The sequence below is a fragment of the Nakamurella deserti genome (assembly GCF_003260015.1).
In the GTDB taxonomy this organism is placed as follows: Bacteria; Actinomycetota; Actinomycetes; order Mycobacteriales; family Nakamurellaceae; genus Nakamurella; species Nakamurella deserti.
Map to the genome: position 1 here is coordinate 1663837 of NZ_QCXS01000002.1, position 25141 is coordinate 1688977.

23 protein-coding genes are annotated in these 25141 nt (G+C 71.8%); 14 read left to right on the forward strand and 9 right to left on the reverse strand.

What is annotated here, in order from left to right; all coding sequences use genetic code 11:
• Nucleotides 1–6: 6 nt before the first annotated feature.
• From DB033_RS07600 to DB033_RS21655, 3 genes are all read right to left on the reverse strand, one after another.
• On the reverse strand, nt 7–3186 hold the full coding sequence (locus DB033_RS07600) for a M14 family metallopeptidase (RefSeq protein WP_111767318.1): 3180 nt from the start codon (nt 3184–3186) through the stop codon (nt 7–9).
• Between the two features lie 204 nt (nt 3187–3390).
• Nucleotides 3391–3888, reverse strand: a complete 498-nt coding sequence (locus DB033_RS07605; RefSeq protein ID WP_111766152.1) for a hypothetical protein — start codon at nt 3886–3888, stop codon at nt 3391–3393.
• 130 nt (nt 3889–4018) lie between these two features.
• Nucleotides 4019–4150, reverse strand: coding sequence for a hypothetical protein (locus tag DB033_RS21655; RefSeq protein ID WP_276309197.1), 132 nt, complete (start codon nt 4148–4150; stop codon nt 4019–4021).
• Between the two features lie 207 nt (nt 4151–4357).
• Here DB033_RS21655 and DB033_RS07610 point away from each other — a divergent pair, with 207 nt between their 5' ends.
• Nucleotides 4358–5275 carry a hypothetical protein gene (locus DB033_RS07610; protein WP_205843708.1) on the forward strand — a complete coding sequence of 306 codons (918 nt, stop codon included), beginning with the start codon at nt 4358–4360 and terminating at the stop codon, nt 5273–5275.
• Complete coding sequence (locus DB033_RS07615; protein ID WP_111766153.1) at nt 5272–5637, forward strand: hypothetical protein; 366 nt, start codon at nt 5272–5274, stop codon at nt 5635–5637. The genes DB033_RS07610 and DB033_RS07615 overlap by 4 nt, the downstream gene beginning before the upstream one ends.
• 354 nt (nt 5638–5991) lie before the next feature.
• Here the strand turns inward: DB033_RS07615 and mctP are convergent, their stop codons facing one another.
• Nucleotides 5992–7635, reverse strand: coding sequence for a monocarboxylate uptake permease MctP (mctP, locus tag DB033_RS07620; protein ID WP_111766154.1), 1644 nt, complete (start codon nt 7633–7635; stop codon nt 5992–5994).
• Nucleotides 7632–7967: a DUF3311 domain-containing protein gene (locus DB033_RS07625; RefSeq protein ID WP_111766155.1), complete on the reverse strand. Its 336-nt coding sequence runs from the start codon at nt 7965–7967 to the stop codon at nt 7632–7634. The genes mctP and DB033_RS07625 overlap by 4 nt, the downstream gene beginning before the upstream one ends.
• A gap of 249 nt (nt 7968–8216) precedes the next feature.
• Between DB033_RS07625 and DB033_RS07630 the strand changes: the two genes are divergently transcribed.
• From DB033_RS07630 to DB033_RS07655, 6 genes are all read left to right on the forward strand, one after another.
• Complete coding sequence (locus tag DB033_RS07630; protein ID WP_157970567.1) at nt 8217–9656, forward strand: MFS transporter; 1440 nt, start codon at nt 8217–8219, stop codon at nt 9654–9656.
• A gap of 72 nt (nt 9657–9728) precedes the next feature.
• Nucleotides 9729–12119 (forward strand): FdhF/YdeP family oxidoreductase, encoded by a 2391-nt coding sequence (locus DB033_RS07635; protein WP_111766157.1) that lies wholly within the window; start codon nt 9729–9731, stop codon nt 12117–12119.
• 72 nt (nt 12120–12191) lie between these two features.
• Nucleotides 12192–12863 (forward strand): PAQR family membrane homeostasis protein TrhA, encoded by a 672-nt coding sequence (gene trhA, locus DB033_RS07640; RefSeq protein WP_111766158.1) that lies wholly within the window; start codon nt 12192–12194, stop codon nt 12861–12863.
• Between the two features lie 148 nt (nt 12864–13011).
• Complete coding sequence (locus DB033_RS07645) at nt 13012–13527, forward strand: hypothetical protein (RefSeq protein WP_111766159.1); 516 nt, start codon at nt 13012–13014, stop codon at nt 13525–13527.
• 3 nt (nt 13528–13530) lie between these two features.
• The gene (locus DB033_RS07650; protein ID WP_111766160.1) at nt 13531–13881 is read left to right on the forward strand and encodes an ANTAR domain-containing protein; all 351 of its coding nucleotides are present in this window, start codon (nt 13531–13533) and stop codon (nt 13879–13881) included.
• Nucleotides 13882–14171: 290 nt separating this feature from the next.
• A complete protein-coding gene (locus DB033_RS07655; RefSeq protein ID WP_111766161.1) occupies nt 14172–15227 on the forward strand; it encodes a GGDEF domain-containing protein in 1056 nt (351 codons plus the stop codon).
• Nucleotides 15228–15236: 9 nt separating this feature from the next.
• Here the strand turns inward: DB033_RS07655 and DB033_RS07660 are convergent, their stop codons facing one another.
• The gene (locus DB033_RS07660; protein ID WP_170315491.1) at nt 15237–15884 is read right to left on the reverse strand and encodes an ANTAR domain-containing protein; all 648 of its coding nucleotides are present in this window, start codon (nt 15882–15884) and stop codon (nt 15237–15239) included.
• A gap of 425 nt (nt 15885–16309) precedes the next feature.
• Here DB033_RS07660 and DB033_RS07665 point away from each other — a divergent pair, with 425 nt between their 5' ends.
• From DB033_RS07665 to DB033_RS07680, 4 genes are all read left to right on the forward strand, one after another.
• Entirely contained in the window at nt 16310–17266 is a 957-nt protein-coding gene (locus DB033_RS07665) for a GAF and ANTAR domain-containing protein (protein ID WP_111766163.1), read from the forward strand.
• Nucleotides 17267–17461: 195 nt separating this feature from the next.
• Nucleotides 17462–18022, forward strand: coding sequence for a hypothetical protein (locus DB033_RS07670; RefSeq protein ID WP_157970568.1), 561 nt, complete (start codon nt 17462–17464; stop codon nt 18020–18022).
• A gap of 778 nt (nt 18023–18800) precedes the next feature.
• The gene (locus tag DB033_RS07675; RefSeq protein ID WP_205843709.1) at nt 18801–19904 is read left to right on the forward strand and encodes a fatty acid desaturase family protein; all 1104 of its coding nucleotides are present in this window, start codon (nt 18801–18803) and stop codon (nt 19902–19904) included.
• Nucleotides 19905–19986: 82 nt separating this feature from the next.
• Nucleotides 19987–20928 (forward strand): extracellular catalytic domain type 1 short-chain-length polyhydroxyalkanoate depolymerase, encoded by a 942-nt coding sequence (locus DB033_RS07680; protein WP_111766165.1) that lies wholly within the window; start codon nt 19987–19989, stop codon nt 20926–20928.
• 103 nt (nt 20929–21031) lie between these two features.
• Here the strand turns inward: DB033_RS07680 and DB033_RS07685 are convergent, their stop codons facing one another.
• A complete protein-coding gene (locus tag DB033_RS07685; RefSeq protein ID WP_205843710.1) occupies nt 21032–21664 on the reverse strand; it encodes a TetR/AcrR family transcriptional regulator C-terminal domain-containing protein in 633 nt (210 codons plus the stop codon).
• Between the two features lie 310 nt (nt 21665–21974).
• Between DB033_RS07685 and DB033_RS07690 the strand changes: the two genes are divergently transcribed.
• Nucleotides 21975–22262 (forward strand): hypothetical protein, encoded by a 288-nt coding sequence (locus DB033_RS07690; protein WP_111766167.1) that lies wholly within the window; start codon nt 21975–21977, stop codon nt 22260–22262.
• 204 nt (nt 22263–22466) lie between these two features.
• Here the strand turns inward: DB033_RS07690 and DB033_RS07695 are convergent, their stop codons facing one another.
• Both DB033_RS07695 and DB033_RS07700 read right to left on the reverse strand, forming a co-directional pair.
• A complete protein-coding gene (locus DB033_RS07695; RefSeq protein ID WP_111766168.1) occupies nt 22467–23237 on the reverse strand; it encodes a hypothetical protein in 771 nt (256 codons plus the stop codon).
• Nucleotides 23238–23529: 292 nt separating this feature from the next.
• Nucleotides 23530–24423, reverse strand: a complete 894-nt coding sequence (locus DB033_RS07700) for an NAD(P)-dependent oxidoreductase (RefSeq protein ID WP_111766169.1) — start codon at nt 24421–24423, stop codon at nt 23530–23532.
• Between the two features lie 394 nt (nt 24424–24817).
• On the opposite strand from DB033_RS07700, the gene DB033_RS07705 reads away from it, so the two are divergent.
• On the forward strand, nt 24818–25135 hold the full coding sequence (locus DB033_RS07705; RefSeq protein ID WP_111766170.1) for a hypothetical protein: 318 nt from the start codon (nt 24818–24820) through the stop codon (nt 25133–25135).
• Nucleotides 25136–25141: the final 6 nt, after the last annotated feature.

Below are 25141 nucleotides of genomic sequence, written 5' to 3' on the forward strand. Positions count from 1 at the left end.
CCCGGGTCAGGACCCCAGCAGGTGCTCGACCGTCGCACCGAGCAGTGCCGCCCGGGCGGCCGGGTCCGCCACCTGCTCGACCCCGAATCCGAACAGCACCGTGTCCGGCGTCGTCACGGCCGCTCCGAACAGGCTCTGGCTCCGCCCGAACGCCACGCCGTTCGCCGGACTGCCTTCGGGCGGTCCCGTGACACTCCACGCGCCGAGACCGTCCTCGAAGCCTTCCGCCCCGGCCACGGCGCCGCCGACCAGCAACCGCGTGTCGTCCACGGCCACGCCGAGCCCGCCGAATCCGGGGTCGGTGACGTAGGCGACGGACACCTCGATCTGCGAGCCGGCGTACGCCGACAGATCGAAGGCGACCTGCTGCCAGCCGCCCGAATTCCCGGTCATCGCATGCCAGGAACCGGTGGTGCCGGTCGGCGTGCAGGCCTCCTCCCCCGGTGTCAGGTAGTGCCCGAGGAACGGGTGGTCGGCCAGCAGGAAGCCGACCTCGCATTCCGCGGGCACGTCGGTCGTCGTCCGGCCACCCGCCTCGGGCAGGGTCGTCCAGTCGTCGGAACCGACGGTGTGGACCTCGACGATGACGTTGTCGTAGCTGGGCTCGGTGTCGAAGGACAGTCCGAACGCCAGCGTCGGTGTCTCGGCCGCGGTGACCGCACCGAGGTCGACGGTCCGGGTCAGCCGGGTCCACGAGCTGTCCGCGTGCGGGGTCGCCGCGTACCAGTTCCCCACCAGCGGCTCGAACGGCGCGGCCACCTCCCCTCCCTCGTAGCGACCGGACACCCAACTGCGGAACTGGGGGAACTCCGACTCCGGCAACACGGCACTGGTCGGCAGGAACGCGCCGGCTTCGTCCAGTGGGTTCGCCACGGTGGCCGGCCCGCCGAAGGCCACACCGCCGCCGGTGAACGGCTCCGCCGTCCCCACCGCGCCCGTCGGCCCGGTGGAGGTCGTGCGCGCGAAGGCCCCGAGGTAGTACTGCGTGAAGTCGTCCGACAGCACCAGGCAGTCGGTCGAGAAGTCGGCCGGGATGGCGCAGTCCTGGTCGGGGGCGCCGTCGAGCCCGTAGAGCAGACCACCGAAATCACCCGCGAGAGGACCGTAGTAGGCGGCGGTCTCGCCACTGAAGGCGAGCTTGCCGCCGGCGTTGAGATGGTCCCGCACGGCGAGGGTCAGGTACTGCTGACGCTCCGCCACCGCCGCGTCCGGGTAGGACTCACCGCCGATGTCGGTGAGCTCGTCCTCCGGATCCTGGGTCAGCCGGTTGTCGCCGAGGTACCAGACCACCGCCGGGAAGTGCGCGAGGACCCCGAGATCGTGCGGTACCCCCTGGGCGGTCACGTCCCACACGGTCGCGCGGTGTCCGGCGGCGGCCAGCGCATCGACGTACTCCTGCGCGTACTTCGGCGCGGTCACCGTCGCGGGGTAGGTGGGGTTCACACCCTCGTAGTCCTCGTCGGCGATGACCAGCACCTCGGTGTCGGGGACGTCGACGACGGTGTAGGTGAAGTGCTCGCTCTGCACCCACCCGCGGTGACCGTGACCGCGGGATTCCGGCGCCGCCGCGTCGGAGTGACGTCCGGCCCGGCGGCCGGCGAACCAGACCTCGACGCTGTCGCCCGGCTCGGCCCGCGTGATCGCCGCGCGGTACTCCGCGAAGTACACGTCGCCGGTGTCGCCGTACCGTTCCCCGCCGCCCCACTCCGCCACCGACAGCCGACGCTCCTTGCCTCCGTTGATCCGGTACCGCACATGGAGGTCCCGCAAATCCCGCCGGGCCACCACCGCGACGGTCTGCGGCCGGCCGTAGCTCACCTCGAAGGTGTCGACCGCGAAATCGGGTGCGGTGCGCCCGACCACCGACACCGGGTACGCCGGGTTGCCCGCGGACTCCGCGACGGCCACCGCGAACGGCAGGTTCTTCTCGAACTCGGCCTGGATGAGAGGCTCGGAATCGGGGAAGTTGAAGCCGCTCTCGCAGGCGTCCGGCTCGAAGGCGTCGTCGGGATCGATCGCACTGACGGTCTGACAGGTCGACATCTCCGGCGTGAACGCCAGCGTCCCGTAGGCCGCCTGGGCGTGCTCGGTGGTCTCCCCGTTGGTGGTGTACAGCTCGGCCGACAGGTCGGGGTCGTACCCCGGCACCGCGGGGTTCTGGTTGTCCCCCACCATCGCCTCGTACAGCAGGTCGTCGGGCGTGGGCGTGGCGACCTGGGAACCCACCCCGTAGAGCAGCAGCTCGGCCGCCGAGTGGTAGTTGATCAGGAAGGCGAAGTCGACACGGCTCAGCAGACCGTCGTAGGCGCGGGTCTCGGGCTCGGACGCGGCGGACGGTCCGCGGTAGGTGTCACTGCCCGGAGTGGACGACGAGCCCTCGTTGTCGTAGCCCCACTTGGTCGGGAAGTTCCGGTTCAGGTCGACGCCGTCGGAGCCCGTGATGACGCCGTCACCGTCGTTGTCGCGGAGGTTCTTGCGCCAGAGGCGGTTGCCCTCGGTGAAGGTGAAGTCGTAGCCGTCGGGGTTGGCCACCGGGATGAACCACAGCTCGGTGGAATCCAGCAGGCTGCGGATGCGGCGGTCGGTCCGGTAGTTGTCGACGTAGTACCGCAGCAGCCGCCGGTTCATCTCCGGCGTGATCCACTCCCGGGCGTGCTGGGCCGCTGCGTAGAGCACGGCCGGGCGGCGACCGTCCCTGGTCGTGCCCGCGTCCCTGGTGACCTTGAGCGCGATGATGTCGGTCCCCTGGACCGTGGTACCGATGCTGACCAGCTTGACCAGGGTGGGATGCGCGGCCGCGAGGCTGCGGTACTCCTCCAGCAGACCTCCCGGACCCGAGTAGGGGCGGAAGACCGATTCCTGCACGCTCCGCCGGTCGCCGGTGGTGTCCGAGGAGGGTCGTTCCTCGAGAGCAAGCCCGGCGCGCCGCAGTGTCTCCACCTGCAGATCGGTGAGGACCACCTCGACCCGGGTGCTTCCCGCTCGGGCACCGGCGGTGGCCCGGACCTCCCGACGGTCGACCCCGAGCTCCCACAGCAGCGCCTGCTGCGGAGCGGTCAGGTCACCGACGTAGGCGCTGGGTCCGCCCGTGTCAGCCGGCGGCGGCGCCTGCGCGGCGACGGGTGTCCCGATCACCATGCCCGCCGTCAGTACCGCCGCGATCAACAACGCCGACACACGCTTCATCGCGTCCACCCGTGTCCGAGGATCAGTCGAGGATCAGGCGGCGCTCCGCGACCGCACAGCACGACTCAAGGACAACCGGACGAACCAGTCAAGGAACGGATCGAAGTTCGCCCGTTCGCCACGGGCACGTTCGCCGCACCAGGGGTCGTCCCGCGCCGGACGCGGTCACCCGACCGGTGCACCACGGCTCCGGCAGGCGGGACGTCAGTGCGACACCCTGCCGCGCCGGGACTGCAGCTCCGGCCGGATCAGCCGCTCCGCGACGAGGCCGGTGACGAGCGCGTACACGGCCTTGTGGGTGTAGTCGACGACCCGCTCCCGGACCGGCCAGGTCTGCGGGGGCGCACCCACGCCGGTCGCGTTTTCGACGGTCTGGTCGAACGCCAGCCGCACCACGGTGGCGGCGACGGTCGCCTCCGGACCGCGCAGCCCCACCACCGCCCACACTCCGCGGACGGCACCGAGGGTCGCGCCGGTGGCCCAGTGCATCGCGTGGTTCCAGACCAGCGGGCGCTCCGCGTCCGACGGGTGGCGACCCAGGAGGGTCAGCAGCGCCCGCGCCGGGACGTAGGAATCCGGCCGGTGGGTCACGGCCTGCTCGACCTTCTCCCCCGCCGTCATCGCGGCGACGCCGGCCAACCCGGCCAGGGCGCCGATCCCGGCGGCTCGGGCCAGTGCTGTCGGTCGTGTGCTCGGGGTCATCGGTTCTCCTCCTGGGTCACGACGCACCGCTGTCCGATGGGTCGCGTCCGTGTGGTCCTGGAACCTGTACCCGTTCGCGGGACCTCTGCGAGGACCGCCGGCGGGCCGACCGCGGCGGAAACGACCGGCGTCAGGCCCCGTCCGGGCCGCGCTCGTCCGCGTCACGTCTCAGGGCGGCGAAGCCGCTCTGCAGGGCGTCGCGCCACATGTCGGCCCACAGCACGTCGTCGCCGTTCCCCGCAGAGGGCGGGTCCGCATCCACCGCGTCGTCCTCCGTCGGCCGAGCGACGGCAGCATCCGGGTGATCCGGTTGAGCGGAGGAACCGGGGTCCGACCCCGGCGGCACACTCGTGGACACTCCCGAACTGTATCCGGATCCGCCCGCCACCCGGCGCGGGACCGACCGCAACGAGTGGTTCGGCTCCCCGAACGTACGAGTCGTCGCCCTCCCGATCAGCACGGATGCCGCTTGACCGAGCTCTACGATCAGGGCGTGGGCGACTTCTTCCAGCGCAACATCATCGAGCCCGGCAAACTGCCGCCGCTGCTCGCCCTGTTCGCGTTCATCGTCACCTTCCTCGTCACCCGCCTGATCACCCGCTCGATCCGGGCCGGCCGGGGCCCGTTCCGCGACAACGTCTCGGCCGACGGCACCCACGTGCACCACGCGGTGCCCGGCATCATCCTGCTCGTCACCGGGGCGTTCACCGCGATCAGCGCCCAGACCGAGCCGTGGGTGGCGGTCGCCGCCCTGGCGATCGGGATGGGCACCTCGCTGGTGCTGGACGAGTTCGCGCTGATCCTGCACCTCAAGGACGTCTACTGGAGCACCGAGGGCCGGGTCTCGGTCGAGCTCGTCGGCCTGGCCGCGGCCTGCCTGGCCTTCGTGACCATCGGCTTCGTGCCGCTGGGGGTCGAGCAGGTCAACATCGAGGAGTTCGGGCTGCGCATCACGCTCATCACGAACTACACCCTCAACGGCATCATGGTCTTCGTCTGCGTGCTGAAGGGGAAGTACCGGGCGGCGCTCATCGGTCTGTTCTTCCCGTTCTCGGCCTGGGTCTGCGCCCTGCGACTGGCCCGGCCCACGTCGTTCTGGGCCCGGCGCTGGTACCGCACGAAGCGCCTGGAGAAGGCCCGGCGGCGCGACGCCGCGTGGTCCCGACGCTGGGATCCGCGCTGGTACCGGCTGTCCAACTTCGTCGCGGGCCGGCCCACGGTCGCGACGGGTGTGATCGCCGGTCCGCCGGTGGTCGCGACGCCGGTACCGGTCACCGGGCCGCCCCTGCTCGCGACGCCGGTCCCGGTCACCGGGCCACCCACCGCCACGGCCACGGTGGACACACACGCCGAGTCGACGGCCGCCGGCGAGACGGGATCACGATGACCACTCCGACACCCGACGCGAACGCCGACGACGGCACCAGGCCGCCGAACCCGGCCGAGCTGATGCAGCAGCTGACGGCGATGGCCGCGCGCCTGTGGGGCGTGCCGACGGTCGGGGCGCCGCCGGTGCTGCCCGTCCTTCCCCAGGTCGGTGCGATGTCGGCGCAGCAGGTCGGTGCGATGGTGAGCACGGTCCGGGCCCAGCGCCAGAGCATCGCCGCGTTGCAGTCCCAGCTGCAGGCCTTCGACGAGCACCTGGCGTCGCTGGAGCAGCTGTTGGAGCCGCTCCGGGCGTGGACGGCGTCATGGGCCGCGGTCGAGCGGGGACTCGGCGGTCCGGCCCGACCCACCGATCAGACCTGACGTCCGCGGTCGTCCGGCGACCCACCGGACCCGGGACGGCAGTCGTCGTGGGGCGCGAGCCGTTCGGCGTCCCCCGCTGCGGGTGAGACTCCGACGACCGACCTCATCGGCCAGGGCGAGAAGTCGGGACGGGCCGCCACGCCGGCACGGACTCCGACAGCTGGAGCGGACCGTCGGCGGCGGGCCCCGGTCCGGGCCGTCGCGTCCACCGCGTCGGGGCGTGGGGCGGGTGGGTCACGAAAGGCTGCACCGACACCACGCCCCGGCCGTGGACAACGGCCGGGGTGTGGTGTCCGGATCGGGCGGGGCGTCCGGTGTCCGGGACGCCCCGCCGTCGTCGGTAGCGGGTTTTCCTCAGTGCGTGGCGATGGCCCGGAGATCGGTGTCGCCCTCGTCCGCGTGGTAGTCGCGACCCCGGGTCTCGTCGCGGCCGTCGGCCACCTTCGCCGCGCGCAGGATCAGCGTCACCACGACCGCAACGACCAGGTTGGCCACCAGCGCCACGATCCCGACGTAGATCTGCAGCGTCGACCCGGCGAACGGGTGCCAGCCGAACAGCGACAGCTTGTCCAGGGTGAGGGCCGACCCACCGAAGTGCGCCTTGCCGTTGGCCGGGTTGGGGATCGTGTACAGCAGGTACAGGCCCCAGCCCATCCCGACGAACCAGCCCGCGATGACCGCCTTGGAGTGCAGCCACCGGGTGTACAGCGCGATCGCCACCGCCGGCAGGGTCTGCAGGATCATCACTCCGCCGATCAGCTGCAGGTCGATGGAGAACTGCGGATCGATGAACAGGATGAAGGCCACCGCCCCGAACTTGACCACCAGCGAGGCCCACTTCGCCTGCGTCGCCTCCTGCTTCGGGGTGGCGTTCCTGGCGATGTACTCCTTGTAGATGTTGCGGGTCCACAGGTTGGCCGCGGCGATGCTCATGATCGCGGCCGGCACCAGCGCACCGATACCGATCGCGGCGTAGGCGACACCGGCGAACCAGCCCGAGAACTGCTGGTCGAACAGCAGCGGGATGAGCGTGTTGCTGTCCGGACGGCCGGTGGCGTTGTTGGTCAGCGGCGTGACGCCGGCGGCGATCGCGGCGAAGCCCAGCAGCGCCAGCAGACCCAGCAGGAACGAGTACGCCGGCAGCGCGATCATGTTCTTCTTGATCACGTCACGGCCCCGGGAGGCCAGGATGCCGGTCGCCGAGTGCGGATACAGGAACAGTGCCAGCGCCGAACCCAGCGCCAGGGTGGCGTACTGCAGCTGGTTGTTGCCGTTGAGCAGCACGCCGTCCCCGGGTGCTGGGGTGGCGTCGAACTTCGCCTCCGCCGCGTCGAAGATGGTGCCCCAGCCGCCGAGCTTCGCCGGCAGGTAGATCACCGCCACGATGATGACGATGTAGATCAGCGAGTCCTTGACGAACGCGATCAGCGCCGGCGCCCGCAGGCCGGACTTGTAGGTGTAGAGCGCCAGCACCAGGAACGCCAGGAACAGCGGCAGGTGACCGATGAACCCGGAACCGTTGATGCCCATCGTCCGCAGCACCGCCTCCAGGCCGACCAGCTGCAGCGCGATGTAGGGCATGGTGGCGACGATGCCGGTCAGCGCGATGAGCAGCGCCAGCGTCGACGATCCGGAGCGGCCGCGGACGAAGTCCGCCGGCGTCACGTAACCGTGGGTCCGCGACACCGACCAGAGCCGCAGCACCGGCAGGAAGACCAGCGGGTACAGCACCACCGTGTAGGGCAGCGCGAAGAACCCGATCGCACCGGCGCCGAACACCAGGGCGGGCACCGCGACGAAGGTGTAGGCGGTGTAGATGTCGCCGCCCACCAGGAACCAGGTGATCCAGCCGCCGAACTTGCGGCCACCGAGGCCCCACTCGTCGAGGTGGTCCATTGTGTCGCCGGACTTCCAGCGCGCGGCCATGAAGCCCATCACCGCGACGCCGAGGAACAGGATCAGGAAGACGATCAGCTCGGTGGTCTTGATGCCGCTCATGCGTCGTCACCGGTCCGTTCGGTGTTGCCCGGGCGACGGTTCCTGGTCGCGGCGAACACGATCGCGACGGTGGCGACACCGACGAAGACGAAGGCGAACTGGAACCAGTAGAACAGCGGCAGGCCGAGGAACCGCGGTTCGGTCTTGTTGAACACCGGCGTGACGAGCATCAGCAGCGGCAACGCCAGCAGCAAGTTCCACCAGCTCCACTGGATGGCGTTGCCGGCGTCACGACCGGTGCCCTCCTCGCGGTCGACGGCCCGGCCGCTCTGCCACCCGGTCGGATCACGACCCTTGTCCGGACTCGATCCGCTACCGCCGCCAGCTGCCATGATGACCGTCTCCCTACCCTGCTGTTCGTCGTCGAACCGTGCCGTGCCCGGCCGTGCAGGCAACACAGTAGGACCCTCCCGGTCCGATCGCGCGACCGCGATCCCCGACACGCCACGCGGTGCCGCGCCCGGATGCGCCCGGCGGGAGCAGACCGCCGCACGACCGGGCGGTCCTGTTGTCGTATCCTTCGCAGCGCGGTCGCGCCGGTGGTGCATCGCCCCACCTCGCCCCGCGCCGGAGGACCTCCCATGCCCAGCACCCGCCCGAGCCCCTGGGCCCGGCTGGTCGCGACCGCCGGCGGCCGGACGCAGCTGCGCGTCATCGCCCTGCTGGCCGGTGCGCTCGCGCTGGCGGCGGGTGACCAGACCATCGTCGGCGCGGTCGCGCCGGACATGAAGGTCGCGCTGGACATCGACAACACCGCGGTCGGCCTGCTGATCACCGCGGCCAGCCTGGTGGGTGCGGCGACCACGCTCCCCTTCGGCATCCTCGCCGACCGGACCCGCCGGGTGCGGCTGCTGGCGTGGTGCGTGCTGAGCTGGTCGGTGTCGGTCACGGTGGCCGGTTTCTCGCCGAACTACCTGACCATGCTGGCGGCGCAGGTCGCGCTGGGTGCCGGCATCGGGGCCGCGACCCCGATCGTCGCGTCGCTGACCGGCGACCTCTTCCCGTCCGCGAGCCGCGGCCGGGTCTACGCGTTGATCCTCGCCGGCGAGTTCACCGGGGCGGCGGCCGCGCTGCTGCTGGCCGGTGAGATGGCGGCGTGGTGGTCGTGGCGCGGCGCCTTCTGGGTGCTCGCGGTACCGGGTCCGCTGCTGGCCTACGCCCTGATCCGGACGCTGCCGGAGCCGGCGCGCGGCGGCCAGCAGGAGCTGCTCGACCACGACGCCACCGCGGAACGGTCGGGCAGTCTCACCACGCTGGTGCGCTCCAGAGGCGTCCAGCCGGACCCGCGGGCCGTGCTCACCACCGACCCCACCGGCCACTCGATGTGGTGGGCCGTGAAGTACGTGCTGACCATCCGCTCCAACGTCTACATCATCGTGGCGTCGGCGTTGGTGTACTTCTACGTCGCCGGCCTGCAGGCGTTCATCGTGGTGTTCCTGCGCGGCCGCTACGACTTCGACCAGAACACCGCCACCCTGCTGCTCGTCACCGTCGGCATCGCCACCGTCACCGGCACCCTGATCGCCGGCCCGCTCTCGGACCGCTGGATCGGCCGCGGCCGGATCGCCGCCCGTCCGGTCCTGGCCGGGATCGCCTGCCTGGTCGCCTTCGTGCTGGCGGTCCCCGGTGTGGCCATCCCGACGTTCCTGATCGGCTGGCCGCTGCTGCTCATCGCCTCGGCGCTGATCGGCGCGGCGAACCCGCCGCTGGACGCCGCCCGGCTCGACGTCGTCCACTCCCGGCTGTGGGGCCGGGCGGAGAGCGTGCGCACGTTCGTCCAGACGCTGCTGAAATCATCCGCGCCGCTGCTGTTCGGCTGGCTGTCCACCGTGCTCAGCCCGGCCGGGGTGGACCCCAACGAGGTGCAGGGCGACGGTGCCGTCGGTCTCACCCGGGCCTTCCTGCTGCTCCTGGGGGTGCTGGTCGTCGCCGGCGGGCTGCTGGTGGTCGCCGCGCGCCGCAGCTACCCCCGTGACGTCGCCACCGCGATCGCCTCCGAGGACGCCACCGCACGGCGCTGACGGACGACCCCCGGTTTGCCCTGCCGTCGGGAGCGGGCATCCTGGGCGAGAGGACAGAAACGGGGTCATGGCATGGTGCTCGACAGCAGCGACGACAAGGACTACGACGAGGCCGACCTGAAGGTCGAACACCGGAAGGACCACGCGGCCGGCCCGACCGCCGTCGCGGTGTCGATGAAGCGGGCGCTGGGGCACATGGGCGTCAAGCGGACGGCGCAGACGCTGCTCAAGCTCAACCAGCTCGAGGGCTTCGACTGCATGAGCTGCGCCTGGCCCGATCCCGATCCGGGGCATCGGCACACCGCCGAGTTCTGCGAGAACGGCGCCAAGGCCGTCGCCGAGGAGGCGACCACCGCCCGGGCCACCCCGGACTTCTTCGCCGCGCACAGCATCGCCGAGCTCGACAGCCACACCGAGCTCTGGCTCGGTCAGCAGGGTCGCATCACCCACCCGATGGTGAAGCGCCCCGGTGCCACCCACTACACCGAGATCGCCTGGGACGAGGCCTTCAGCCTCATCGGCGACCACCTGAAGTCGCTGGACCCCGACCAGGCGATCTTCTACACGTCGGGACGCGCCTCCAACGAGGCCGCGTTCGCCTACCAGCTCTTCGTCCGGGCCTACGGCACCAACAACCTCCCCGACTGCTCCAACATGTGCCACGAGTCGACCAGCATCGCGCTGCAGGAGTCCATCGGCATCGGCAAGGCCAGCGTCAGCATCGACGACGTGCACCACGCGAAGCTGCTGATCCTGGCCGGCCAGAACCCGGGCACCAACCACCCGCGGATGCTGTCGGCCCTGGAGATCGCCAAGGCCAACGGCGCGAAGATCATCTCGATCAACCCGCTCCGCGAGGCCGGGCTGGTCCGGTTCAAGAACCCGCAGACGCCGAAGGGCGTCGTGGGCCGCGGCACCGAGCTGTCCGACCTGCACCTGCCCATCCGGATCAACGGCGACCTCGCGCTGTTCCAGGCCGTCGGCGCGCTGCTGACCGGATGGGACGCCGTCGACCACGACTTCATCGAGCGCTACACCACCGGCTTCGACGCCTGGAAGACCCACGTCGGCGCCATCGACTGGGACTTCGTCACCACCACCACCGGCCTGTCCCGCGACCAGATCACCGAGATGGCCACGATGATCCGGGACTCCGACGCCACCGTCTGGTGCTGGGCGATGGGACTCACGCAGCACCACAATGCGGTCGCCACCATCAAGGAGGTCGTCAACCTGGCGCTGATCCGCGGCGACATCGGCAAGCCCGGCGCCGGGGTCTTCCCGGTGCGGGGCCACTCCAACGTCCAGGGCGACCGGACGATGGGCATCTGGGAGCGGCCGCCGGCGTCGTTCCTGGACTCGCTGCAGAAGGAGTTCGGCTTCGACCCGCCGCGGGAGAACGGCCTGGACACCGTGGACAGCATCCGGGCGCTGCGGGACGGCAAGGCGCACTTCTTCCTCGGACTGGGCGGCAACTTCGTGCAGGCCGTCCCGGACACCGACGTCATCGTCGAGGCGTTCCGGCACACCGCGATGACCGTGCACATCTCGACCAAGCTCAACCGTTCGCACCTCACCCCCGGGCACACCGCGCTGATCCTGCCGACCAAGGGCCGCACCGAGAAGGACGTCCAGGCGTCGGGTCCGCAGTGGATCTCGGTGGAGGACTCGACGTGCGTGGTGCACGCGTCGCGCGGACCGCTCAAGCCGGCGAGCGAGCACCTGAAGTCGGAGGTGGAGATCATCAGCCGGATCGCCGAGGCCACGATCGGCGACCGGTACGGCCTGCAGTGGAAGGCCATGCGGGACAACTACTCCGTCATCCGGACGCACATCTCCCGGGTGGTCCCCGGGTGCGAGGCGTACGAGGTCAACGTGCACACCCCCGGCGGCTACGTGATGCCGCACCCGCCGCGCGACTCCCGGACGTTCCCGACGGCGTCGGGCAAGGGCGAGATCGTCGTCTCCCCCGTCGACGTGTTGCAGGTGCCGCCGAAGCACCTGATCCTGCAGACCCTGCGCAGCCACGACCAGTTCAACACCACCATCTACGGACTGTCCGACCGGTACCGGGGTATCGAGGGCGGGCGGCGCGTGGTGTTCCTGCACCGCGACGACATCACCGACCTCGGCTTCCACGACGGCGACTACGTCGATCTCCAGACGCGTTGGGACGGCGACGACCACGAGCGGGTCGCCGAGCGGTTCCGCATCGTCGAGTACGACACGCCCCGCGGGAGTGCGGCGGCCTACTACCCGGAGACCAATCCGCTGGTGCCGCTGGACTCCACCGCCGTGGGCAGCAACTGTCCGACGTCGAAATCGATCGTCATCGAGCTGTTGCGTTCCGGGGCCCAGGACCCGTACGACAGCCGGTCGGGAGAGGGCCGGACCGACGGTCAGGACGCCGTGGGCTCGGACTGGACGCACAAGTCCGATCCGCAGCCGCTGCACCTGTCCTGAGGTCCGCGCTCGGGCGGTGCGGCTGGGATGTCGGCACGACGGGCGGCCGGTTGACACATGGGCCCCGGAAGGATGCGCTCCACCGTGATGGGTACGACGACGACACCGCGACCGCGGGCGAAGGGCTGGATCCACTTCTACTCCGCGCCGGTGGCGGCGGTCGTCGGGATCACGCTGACGACCGTGGCGGCGACCACCCTGGGGACCCGGGCGGCCCTGGCCTGCGCCGTCTACACGGTGACGATCATCGGGTTGTTCACCGTCAGCGCCACGTACCACCGGCGGATCTGGGCGACCGAACGCGCCCGCGTCCGGATGAAGCGGCTCGACCACGCGATGATCTTCCTGTTCATCGCCGGCACCTACACGCCGTTGACCGTGCTGGCCCTGCCGCCCGGCTCGGCCGGCTGGGTGCTGCCGGTGGTCTGGGCGGGAGCGCTCGGCGGAGCCACGCTGAAACTGAGCTGGAGCCGCTTCCCCCGCTGGCTCGGCGTGCCCATCTACCTGGCGCTGGGTTGGGTGGCCGTGTTCCTCGTGCCGGAGCTGCACAGCGCGGCCGGCGACGCCCCCGTCCTGCTGGTGTGCGCGGGCGGGCTGCTGTACACCGTCGGCACCGCCATCTTCGCCACCCGCCGCCCCGATCCGTGGCCGGCCGTCTTCGGCTTCCACGAGATGTTCCACGCCTGCGTCTCGCTCGCCGCGGCCTGTCACTGTGTGGCGATCTGGCTGGTCCTGTTCGACTGAGACCGCGCGGGCAGCGGCACCCGGGGGACGCCACCGCGGTTGTCGCACCCGCCGGGCACGCGGGCGGCGCGGTTACCATCGGGTGGACCGCGACGCCGTGAACCTCGGAGAGTCGCGGGGACGGTGAGAACATCGAGGAGTCTGGCTGGTGCGCGAGTCCGACGTCAGAGCGGCCCGGGCCGCCGACGCCCACGGCGGGGACGAGGCCTCGGTCGCCCGTGACGAGCTGCGGACCATGGACGGGTATCCGCACCACTGGTCCGGAGCGTTCCCCACGCCGGCGACCGAGTCCGGACCGGCGGCCCCGGTTCCGGCCGGCCCGTTCGCGGCCGCCCTGGCCGAGCTGGCCCTCACCGTCCGCCGGTACACCGCCGCCGAGGGCAGCGACGACGACGATGCGCTGACGGTCATCACCGAGAGCGCCGTGGCGCTGATCGAGGGCACCGAACACGCCGCGGTCGTCGTCCCGCGAGGTGACGGCACCCTGCAGGCCCTCGCCGCCCACGGCGGACTCCCGCCGCTGATCATGGCCGCACAGAACGAACTGGGGGTCGGGCCGTGCCTGGACGCCGTCGCCGGGACCGAGCAGCTGCTCGTCTGCGACCTGGGCACCGACACGCGGTGGAGCGCGTTCGGCGCCCGCACCCGCCGGTGGAACCTGTAGAGCATGCTGTGCACGCCGCTGGCGCTGCCCGGTGAAGTGCTCGGCTCGCTGACACTGGCGTCGACGCGCCGCAACGCCTTCGACCCGGAGGCCGTCGAACTGGCGTCCGTGTTCGCCGCCCACGCCACCCTCGCGGTCAGCAACCGGCGCATCGCGCGGAACCTCACCGCCATGGCGGGCAGCCGCGACGTGATCGGGCAGGCCAAGGGGATCCTGATGGAGCGCCACCGGATGACCGCGGCTCAGGCGTTCACCACGCTCGCCCGGGTGTCGCAGAACCACAACATCAAGCTGCGGGTGCTGTGCGAGCACCTCGCCGCCACCGGGGAGCTCCCCGGCGCACCTCTGCCGTAGGCCGTCGGCCACCGTCCTCTCGGTCTGTCGACGCCGCTGCACGGCCTGACCTCCGTCGGAGCGGGCCGGGACGACCCGGCACGACTCTCCTGGTGGTGCGGTCACGGCGGCGGGCGCCTGCCTTCCGGGCGTTCGCTCCCCCGAAGCGGAGCGCCCGCAGGCGGACGTCCGTGCGGCCGCTCTTCTCAGGCGGCGTCGGGCCGCGTACCATCCGTCCGAGTTGGTGTTGTCGGTAGTGCGCCCGGAACCGGCGTGATCCATCCAGGAACCGTCGCGCCCGAGGTGGGACCATGCCGCACAGAGAGGCCGCCCGGACCAGCCGACTCGTCGACGTGCTGGTCGAGTTCGCACTGCTGATGACGCAGGATCCTCCGCTGACCACCGTGCTGCAGTTCCTCGTCGACAACGCGACCGGCGTCCTGCCGGCCACCGCGGCGAGCGTGGTCATGTACCCACCCGAGGGCACACGGCCGATCGTGGCGGCGTCGGATTTCTGGGCGCTGGAACAGGAACGACGGCACGCCGCACGGGAGGACTCCAGCGACGGGAACGGCTCCGCGGACGACGTCGCCGGCCGGGCGGGAGTCCCGATCAGGGACGGCCGCTCGGCGGTCCCCTCGTGGATCGGGTTGGGCGACGGCCTGCTGACCACGTCGACCGTCCCGCTGCGGCACGCGGAGACGCGCCTGGGCGCACTGCATCTGTACCGGACCGAGTCCGGGGTGCCGGGTGCGTTCCCGGTGGCCGCCGCCCAGCAGCTGGCCGATGTCGGCGCGGCCTACCTGATGAGCACCTACCGGCGGCTCGAGCTGCAGCGGGTCTCCGAGCTCAGCCGCCAGGAAGCCCTGCACGACCCGTTGACCGGTCTGCCCAACCGCACCCTGATGGTGGAGCGGCTGCGCCACGCCTGCGAGCGCAGCCGCCGCAGCGGTCTCGCCGCCGCCGTCCTGTACATCGATCTCGACGGCTTCAAGGCGGTCAACGACACCCTCGGGCACACGGCGGGCGATCAGTTGCTGGTCGCCGTCTCGACCCGGCTCAGGAGCCTGCTGCGGCCGCCGGACACCCTGGCCCGGCTGCACGGTGACGAGTTCGTGCTGATGTGCGAGGACCTGGCGGAACCGGCACACGCGGCCGACATCGCCCGCCGCCTGCAGGCCGTGCTCGACGAGCCGCTGGCCGTCGGGGGGACCGACGTCGTCCTGCGGGCCAGCGTCGGGGTGGTGCTGACCGACGCCGGGACCGTGGACGCCCACCAGGTCCTGGTCGACGCCGACCGCGCCATGTACGAGGCGAAACGTCGTGGCGGGGCGCAGTTCTGGTTCGACGACCGACGGCGCGGCTGAGAGCCGGCGTCAGCCGGCCAGCGGCGCGCCGGTCGAGCCGGTCGCGAGATCGACCGCGCTGCAGGGAAACTGGCCGGTGCCGACCAGATGTGCGGCCAGCGCGCTCACTTTGCGGTTCTCCCGCTGCGACCGGTCCCTCAGGATGGTGAACGCTTCCTCGGCGCCGATCCGGTGGCGGTCCATCAGGATGCCCTGCGCCTGGCCGATCACCGTCCGGCCCTGCAGGGCCCGTTGCAGGTGCTCCTGCCGCACGGCGGATCCGAGCAGCTGCCCGGTGGCGTCGGCGAGACGCGTGGCGCGCTCGATCTCCTCGGCGCCGTAGGTTCGCGGGGCCGACGACCAGAAGTTCAGCGCACCGGCGGCGTCCCGCGACGCCAACGGCACCGAGACGACAGCGGCCACCCCGGCTCTCGCGGCATCGGTGGTCCATCGCGGCCATCGGCGCTCCCGGGCGACGTCCTCCATCACCGTGGCCGTGCCGTCCAGCGCGGCGCTGTGGCCGGGGCCCTGGGCATACCGGCACTGCAGGGCGTCGGCAGCGCCGCCGGCCGTCCGGGCGGCGCCATCGGCGCACACCAGGACCCCGCCGGCCACCAGGGTGACGGTCACGTCGTCAGCCAGGCCCAGCGCGGCGGACAGGCCGAGGATCCCGCTCACCGAAGCCGGTATCGGACGGACGAGGACCGGTGGCACGGCGGGCTCCGCGTGGCCGACGGGCGGAGCCTCCTCGGCGGTGTCGGAACGGAGGCAGCGTCGGAGGGAGTGCGGCATGTGCTGATCCTCGGGGGAACGGGGCGTCGACCCCGGACACGCGGCGGCGGTCGCGGGTGGGGTGACAGGAGCGGTGTCAGAGCCTGGCGGTGAGCTCGTGCTCACGGCTCCACGGCCGCAGGCGCGGGCGGTGGAACCGCCCCAGGGCGGCTGCTCGATCAGCAGGTCTAAGCTACCTCACGACTGACGTGCCCGGCAGGGGCGGGTCCGATCGCGGTGCTCCCCAGGGGTCTCACCACGGACGGATCTCGCCACGGGGCCACCGCATCCGCTCGACCCGTGATGTGAAACAAGCGCAGCGAGGGGATCTCATGGACGGCAACGCGCACATCGAAGGACCGGGACGAGACCCGGACGAGACGACACCGGACCTGGTCGGCGACCGCGCCGGCGACGGACCCGACGCTGTCGACCCTGCGGGTGACCGGTCCGACAGCGTCGACCCTGCAGGTGACCGGGCCGACAGCATCGACCCTGCGGGCGACGACGACGGCGTCGATTCCGCGGATGACGGAGCGGACGATGTCGACCCCGTGGGGGACGACGACGACCTCAATCTCGACGCGAGTCTGGCCGCGCTGTCCCGGTTGTCGACCGGCCGGCTCACGCTGGAGGACCTGCTGGTCCAGGTGGCCGAGTTCGCCGTGCGGGCGATCCCCGGGGCCGACGGGGCCGGCCTGACGCTGTTGGAGCCCAACCGCGAGGACATCATCGTCAAGTCCACCGAGTTCGTCCGGCAGATCGACGACATCCAATACCGGTTGGGTGAGGGCCCGTGCATCAGTGCGGCGGCGGAGGGGCTCACGATGCGCTCCGGGTCGTTGGGCGGCGACCCACGATGGCCACGCTTCGGTCCGCGGGCCGGCCGGCTGGGGGTGCACAGCGTGCTGTCGCTGCCCTTGCTGACACCGTCCGGCGTGGTCGGGGCCATGAACGTCTACGCCCATGCGCGCAACGCCTTCGACGTCCGCGCGGAACAACTGGGGCAGTTGTTCGCCGCGCCCGCCGCGATCACCGTGCACAACGCCCAGATCCTGGCTCAGACGGCACGGCTGGCCGAACAGCTGCAGGCGGCGTTGACGACCCGGCCGATGATCGACCAGGCGATCGGGATCCTGCGCGCCCGCGGCGGTATCGAGTCCCCGGAGGCGTTCGCCCGGTTGCGGCATCTGAGTCAGACCGAGCACGTCAAGCTCTCGGTCGTGGCGGAGCGGATCGTCGAGGAAGCGGTCCGGCGCGCCCGCGCACGCGCCACCCCGCCGCGCTGAGAAGGGCCGGATCTCACGTTCACCCGTCGGTACCGGAGTCCGGGGGCGGCGGCACGGTAGGGTCAGGGGGTTCGGCGGCGGTGTCCGGGTCCCGACCCGGCGTGTCCTGTCGCCTGCCATCGAGTCCCGCAACCGCGGTGATCTCGACACGGGCTTTGCAACCAGCGAGTCGGCGACTCCTGGAGTCACTCCCGCATGACGCACTCACGACAAGCCGAGCAGCTCGACCGTCTCAGCGCCGCATTGACCGACGGTTCCGACCTCACGGCCATTCTGGACGTCCTGGTGGACGATCTCACCGTCGCGGTGCCGTCGTTCGTGGGCCTGCGCATGACGCTCCCGGTGCCCGGCGGGCCCGCGGTGCTGTCCACGATGGATCACCCGGTCGTTCCCGTGGTCCGGGCGTCACTGCTGCTGCGGCTGGACGGCATCGGGGTGGCGGCGGCCGGAGCGACCGTCGTCTACTACGCGGCGGTCGCGCACGCGTTCGACGACTTCGCCGGTACGGTGCGAGATCACTTCCGACTCCCCGGAATCGTCGTGGTGGACGGGCATCTCGCGCCCGACGCCGGGACCGGTGTCGCGCTGGCGGATCTGTCACTCGTCGATCAGGCCGTCGGCATGCTGATCGAGTCGGGGCACACCCGGGAATCGGCCCGGGACGCCATCGCCGGTCGCGCGGCGGCGACCGGACGGACGCTCGCGGCCGCGGCGGCCGAGGTGACCGACGGGCACTTTCCCGGGGCTGCGCACTGACCGGTGGCGACGGGGCCGGGCACCGTTCTCCCGCGCGGCCCGAACGGTCCCGGAGCGCGGCCCCCGGCCGGTCGTCGCGTCGAGCCGCCCGGTGCGCGGGTCGAGACCTCCTGCGGCACCACGGATGTCGCGACGACGCCGCCACCGGAGCAGTGCAGTGTGTGACCCGGTGACAGGACCGGCCGCGAGCCGGTCCCGTCACTGGGGGTACGAGGGGGCGCCGTGACGGCGCCCCGTGCGTCAGCCGACGGCAGCTCCGGGCTGCGCGACCCGATGACGGCTCACGGCGCGGGGATCGGTCATCGCGGAGTCCGGCCTGACGGTCACTTCGGAGGTGGGCACTGGACAGCGGCGACGACGCGCGCGACGGATCCCACCCCCTGGGGGGCCGGTGATCTCGATCCCAGACCGGCTGTGAGCTCAGCGGACTGAACGTACCGCACCCACACCGGGCCGTCAGCAGCCGAACGGGTGCCTGCCGGCTTCGGTCCGCGCTGACGGCACCTGAGTGTTGCGGCGGCGCAGCGGTCCACCGGAGTCCGTATGCTGACAGTGCTGAGTTCACAGCCGGCCTGGATCCGAGCTCACCTGCCCTGCGGGGTTGGTGGTCCGCCGAGCGACGTTCGTCGCCACCGCCAGAACCTCCCGGGTACCGCTGTGCTGTCTGGACCACCGTGATCCCCCTTTCCCGTTCCCGCTGGGCCGCCCTCCCCGACCGGGTTCACCTCCCCCGCCCGAACGCTTTCCTTCGCGCCGCCCGGCCGTGGCCGTGGACGCCGTGACCGCGCCGGCGCGGACGGGCGATCCGGCGCGCAGGCCGGCGTCGTCGCGGACGGGCGGTCCGGCGTCCTCGCGACCGGCGAGCGACTACTCGGTGCTGCTGGACTCCATCCGGTCGATGGGATTGCTGGAACGCCGCTACGCCTATTACGCGACCCGCAGCCTGCTGCTGCTGTCGGCGTTGGGCACCGTCGCCGCCGGCTTCGTGCTCATCGGTGACAGCTGGCTGCAGATCGCGGTGGCCGCGGTCCTCGCCGTGGTGCTCACACAGGTCATCTTCCTGGGACACGACGCCGCCCACCGGCAGGTCTTCGTGTCCGCGCGCGCCAACGAGATCATGGCGATGATCCTGGCCAGCGGCCTCTCCGGGCTCAGCCTGGCCTGGTGGAACACCAAGCACGCCCGGCACCACCAGGCGCCCAACCAGGTCGGCAAGGACCCGGACATCGAACCGGGCGTCGTGCACTTCTATCCCGCCGAGAAGCCACCGACGGGCACCCTCGGGCGGTTCCTGCACGCTCATCAGGGGTGGTGGTTCTTCCCGCTGCTCGCCGTGGAGGCCATCAACCTCCACGTGCAGAGTGTGGCCGCGGTACTGGCCCGCCGGGACATGAAACACCGGCGCACCGAGATCACCCTCATCACCGGCCGTCTGGTGCTGTACCCGGCGGTGCTGTTCGTGGTGCTCTCCCCCGCCAGGGCCGTCACGTTCCTGCTCGTGCAGATGGTCGTCACCGGCGTCTACCTCGGCAGTGTGTTCGCGCCGGCGCACGTCGGCATGCCGATCCTGGGCGCCGACGCCAAGATGGACTTCTTCCGGCGTCAGGTCCTGATCTCGCGGAACATCACCGGCAACCGCTTCACCACCTGGTTCATGGGCGGGCTGAACCTCCAGGTGGAACACCACCTCTTCCCGAACATGCCGCGCCCCAACCTGCGCCGGGCGCAGGTCGTCGTGCAGGAGTTCTGTGTCGGCCGGCGGGTGACCTACACCGAGAAAACCCTGGGCCAGGCCTGGGTTCTCATCATCGGCCACATGAACCGGGTCGGTGCCGCCGGCCGGGATCCCTACGCGTGCCCGGTCGTGCGACAACTCCGTTGACCCCGGCGGCGCCCGGTTCCGGTGATGTCCGGACGCCCCCCTTCGCCCGCGCCCCTGCCACCCACCCCCGGAGGTCGACTCGATGCCCAGCCACCGCACGCCCACCGCCGTGTCCGTCCTCGCCGCCCGCGGTCCGGCCGTCGGCCCGGGTCGGTTGCTCACCATGACGCACACCGGACCGGCGGGCAGCCGGGACTACGACCTGTACATCCCGACGGGGTACCGGCCGGACGCCCGCCCGGTCCCGCTGGTCGTGATGCTGCACGGCAGCACCCAGTCCGCCGCGGATTTCGCCGTCGGCACGACCATGAACGACCAGGCGGAACGACACACCCTGCTGGTGGCCTATCCGGGACAGCCACGGCTGGCGAACCCCAGCCGATCGTGGAACTGGTTCGACCGGCACAACCAGCACGCCGGCGCCGGGGAACCGGCGATCATCGCCGGCATCACCGAGGACATCGTCCGCGCTCACGGCGTGGACCGCGACCGCGTGTACGTGGCCGGGTTGTCGGCGGGCGGTGCGATGGCCGCCGTGATGGCGGCGAGCTACCCGCAGGTGTACGCGGCTGTGGGAGTGCACTCCGGGCTGGCCCACCTCGCCGCCACCGGGATGATGTCGGCGCTGACCGCCATGCACCGCGGCGGCCCCGCGACCGGCGACCCACGGGGCACCGTGCCGCTGATCGTCTTCCACGGCGACGACGACACCACCGTCTCGCCGGTCAACGCCGTCCGGCTCGTCACCGGCCGGATCGGCACCGCCGCTCCCGACAGCACCCGCACGCATCCCGCGGTCGAGGACAGCGACCGTCCCGACCGGCACGGGTACACGATCACGACCTATCTCGACCCTGACCACTCGGTGGCCGCCGAGTCCTGGGACGTGCACGGGGCCGGCCACGCCTGGGCCGGTGGCGACGCGGCCGGGTCCTACACCGATCCGCAGGGACCCGACGCGTCCGCCGAGATGGTCCGGTTCTTCCTCGAACACCCCCGGCCGGCCGCGGGGACCCGCACCTGACGCCGTCGGACATCGCCGGGCCGCAACGGTTCTCCGTCCCGCCGAGGCGAGCTCCGTTCTCACGGAACCACGGCATCCGGCCGGCGGCTGTCGGCCTCGGCGCTCAGACGGGCCGTGCGGGCAGTCGCCCGGCGAGGCCGGCCAGCAGGTAGTCCAGTCCCAGCTGCAGTTCCGCGGCGCCGTCGTAGCGACCGAGCTCGCCGGCCAGGCTGCGCACGTGCGGGAACTCTCTCGGCGGCAACCGGTGCAGCCCGAGTCGCAGCAGATCGTCGGACTCCTCGGGGTCGACGACGTACTCCTGGAGTTCATTGAGCACGTGTCCGTACAGCAGCCCGAAGTACGCGCGGTAGGCGTGCAGGGCGGCGGCCGGCGGGAACCCGGCGTCCACGAGGATCGCGAGCACCCGTTCCAGCGGACGCAGCGTCCCGAGCGGGCGCAGCCCGAGCGGTGTGGACAACGGCCGGGTGGCCAGCAACGGCACCACGTGGGGATGGGCCAGGGCGAGGGCACGGAAGCCGACCGCGGCCGCGCGCAGTTGCTGCTGCCACCCACGGCCGTCGTCGTCCGGGATGACGAGGGCACCGAGCACCAGCTCCGCCACCCCGTCCAGGAGGTCGTCTCGGCCCGCGGTGTGGCGGTACAGCGTCATCGGGTCCCGGCCCACCCGTTGCCCCAGCCGACGCATCGTCAACGCTCCCAGTCCCTCCGCGTCGACCAGCTCGAGCGCGGCGTTCATCACCGCCGCCCTCGACAACGCCCGCCGGTCACCGTTTCTCGCCTGTCCCGGGGCGGGGGTCGACCGCCGCCGATCCGGTGGTCCGGCCTCGTCCGACGTTCCGGTCATGCTGTCCTCCCGCGGGTCGTGTCCCCGGTGTCGGCGGGCCCGCCGTTTGCTTTCACCGGTGTCGTCCGACTACGGTCTACATCGTAGGCCTACAGGTGAACAGACCCCCGTGGCCCATGTACGACAGCGGCGCTGCCATCAGAGGCGCCCGACGGCGCGGCCGCATCCGGCCCCAGCCACATCCGATTACTTGGAGTTCCGCATGTCGACCACCGCACACACCCGTTCCGACAGCATCGATGTCGCACCGGCGCACCACCACATGAGCACCGAGACCAAGGCGTCGAGCAAGACCAGCGAGCTGTACGTGTACGTGGCGCTCGTCGTCGCGATCATCGTCACCGCCATGGTCGTCGGCGACGAGAACAGCAACGGCGTCGACCCTTTCGGCGCGCTGGACGCGATCCGCTACATCACCTACGCGACGATCGGCTACCTGGTCGCACGCGGGCTGGCCAAGTCCGGGAGCCGCGACAACCACCACGGCTGAGCTGTCCGCGGGACGCCGTCGCGGCGTCCCGGCGGACGGCCGCGACGGTGATCGCCGCACATCCGACGCCGGCCCGGGGATTCCCCCGGGCCGGCGTTCGGCGTCTGCGCACCCCGGTCGCCGCGACACCGCGACGCCCCGCGGATCCGGCCCGCTGTGCGGCTCTGCCCGGCCGCCCCGCCCGATCCGTGGACCGGTGACCGGCTACCGGCAGCTGACGTCGTGCGTGACCTCACGGGAAGCGTGCTCGTCGGCCGCTGCCGGACGGCCGGCCCCGGCGAGGGTGAGGTCGTCCAGGCTCACCCGCCCGCTGACGACCGCGTCGGCGAAGGCGTCGACGGTGATCCGGGCCGCGGCCGCCCGGGTCTGGAGTCGACGCAGCGCGTCCTCCGTGGACGATTTCGTGGCGGCGGCGAGCATGCGCACGGCCGTCGCCGTGACGCTGCGGGACGCGCTCACCGGGTTGTCGGTCCAGCGGTCGCGGTACTCCATGGCGTCGGCGAGCCGCTCACCGATGATCGACACGACGGCGAGCGCGTCCGACAGCGGAAGCCGGCGCAGATCGTCGGCGGAGGTGAAGTACAGGTCCACCGCCGCGAACACGTCGGCACCGGCGATGACCGGGAAGGCGGCGACCGCCCGGAACGGCGTCTCGACGAAGAGCCTCTCGTGGAACAGGGGCCAGCAACTGGACACCACGGTCTCGTCGGCCAGGATGCCGTCCCCGTCGGCGCGCAGATCCAGCGCAGGTCCTTCACCGGTGGTGAACTGCAGCCGTTCGGCGTAGGCCGCGCGAGCGGAGCTGGCCCCGACGGGGAAGCGGAAGCCGTCCGTGCTGAAGACGCTGATCGACGCGGCGGCGACCGGAAGCACCTCGAAACAGCTGGTGGCCAGCAGGGAGGGCAACCGGTCCGGGGACGGCACCGCCCCTTCCAGGTAGGACAGCTGCGCGAGGAAGCTCTGTCGGATCTCCACGGGTCACGTCCTTCTCGTACCGGATGCCGGGTCGCCGACGGGGCGACAGGTGGTGTGACGCCCCGGGGCGTCGCGGTCCGCCCCCGGTGCAGGGCAGCGGGGTCGTCGTGTCCCGAGCGGTGAACGCGGTTCGTGATCCCCGGCGGAGACGGGGGATCGTTCTCGGGCGGCTGTGGTACCCAGCCCTGACTTCCTATCATGCGCGCTCTCGCATCGGCACGCGGTGTGGCCGATCCGCACGGCCGGCCGGTATCGCGACGGCCTCAGGTCGCCGGTGTCCGGCGGGGCGGCGTCAGAGTCGGCGACCTGCCAGCGCCTCGAGGTGCGCGACGATGGCGAGCTCACCGTCCACGGGCCCGAGGTCCCGCAGTGCGTGCCGGTAGGCCTCGGCCACCGCGTCGATCACCCGGGACGGCGACCCAGGCCCGCCGGCCTCCGCGGCGACGGACTCCAGCTCCTCGACGATGCGGGCCAGCCCGAACGTCGGCAGCAGGTCGCCGGTCAGCACCCGTGGGAAATCGCGCTGCAGGAACCGGGACGCGGCGGGCCCGGCGTCCAGCAACCGCAGCAGGTGCCCGGGCGCGATACCGGCGGCGGCCGCCAGCAGAGCCGCCTCCGCCGACAGCGCCGCCTGTCCGAACCACAGCAGGTTCACCAGATGTTTGACCAGGCAACCGGTCCCGGACGGGCCCACGTGGTGAACGGTGGACGCGACGCTCGCCAGGACCGGGTGCCACCGCTGCAGCACGGCGGCATCGCCTCCGACGTACAGGGTCAGGTCGCCGGTGGCCGCGTCGGCCGGGCCGCCGCCCATGGGCGCATCGAGCGTCGCCGTCCCTCGTCGGGTCGCCGCGGCGGCGAGCGTCCGCGCCGCCGAGGGTGCGGTACTGGTGAGGTCGATCCACGTGCTGCCCGGCCGCATCGCGGTCATCGCGTCGCCGTCCGGCGTCATCGCCTCCACCAGCTCGCGTGATCCGGGCAGCACGGTCAGGATCAGCCTCGACGCCGAGACCGCTTCGGCGACGGTGGCCGCGGCCCGCACGCCGGGCCGGACCGCGGCGTCACACCGCTGCGGGTCGACGTCGAAGACGATCACCCGGTGACCCGCGTCGGCCAGTCGTCCGCTGACCGGAAGACCCATCCGACCGACCCCGAGGACGGCGATGGATTCGGTCCCGGCGTCCATCAGCGCAGCGTACGGCGCCGGCGACGGCCCGGATCCGGCGCCGTCCGCCCGGGGCCCTCCCGGTCGCCGCCGGCACGGACCGGGCGACGCACCGTCGCCGGCGTCGGCGGCATGGTGATGAGCCCGTTCGGCCGCTGGTGGCGGGCCCGGCGGGCCGTTTATGCTGTACGCGCTGGGTTCACAGCCGGTCCGGGTCCGTGTCCACCCGCCCTCCGGGGTGGTGGCTCGCCGTGCGATGCGTCGCCGCCGCCCGGGATCACTCCCGCTGTCCGGCCGTCAGGACCGTCGTCATGACCCCTCGTCCCCGTGCATCCGTGTCGTCCCCTCGGGACCTTCGCGGGCGCAGCACCTTCCGCCCGCAGGTTCGTCGGATCCGGTCGGGCGGTGGTGGGTGATGCCCACCGGTCAGGCGGTCTGGCCCGCCGATCTGATCGAGCGTCGGCGTCGGGTACTGCAGCTGGAACGGCAGCTCCGCTGCGCCGTCGCCGCCCGATCGGTGACCGAACGCGCCGGGGTCGACGCACTCCGCGCAGCCCTGGCCCAGTGTCCGTGTGCGCACTGGGATGTCGAGATCACCGACGACCGGGACGGCTCCTGGTCCTGCGTCGTGTGTCTCGCGGTCATCACCCCGATGTGGGTGGCGACCAGCGAGCAGGAGCAGTCGCTGCGGCACGCCGCCCGTCAGTGCTCGGCGCGCCACCAGGACATCTGATCCGGG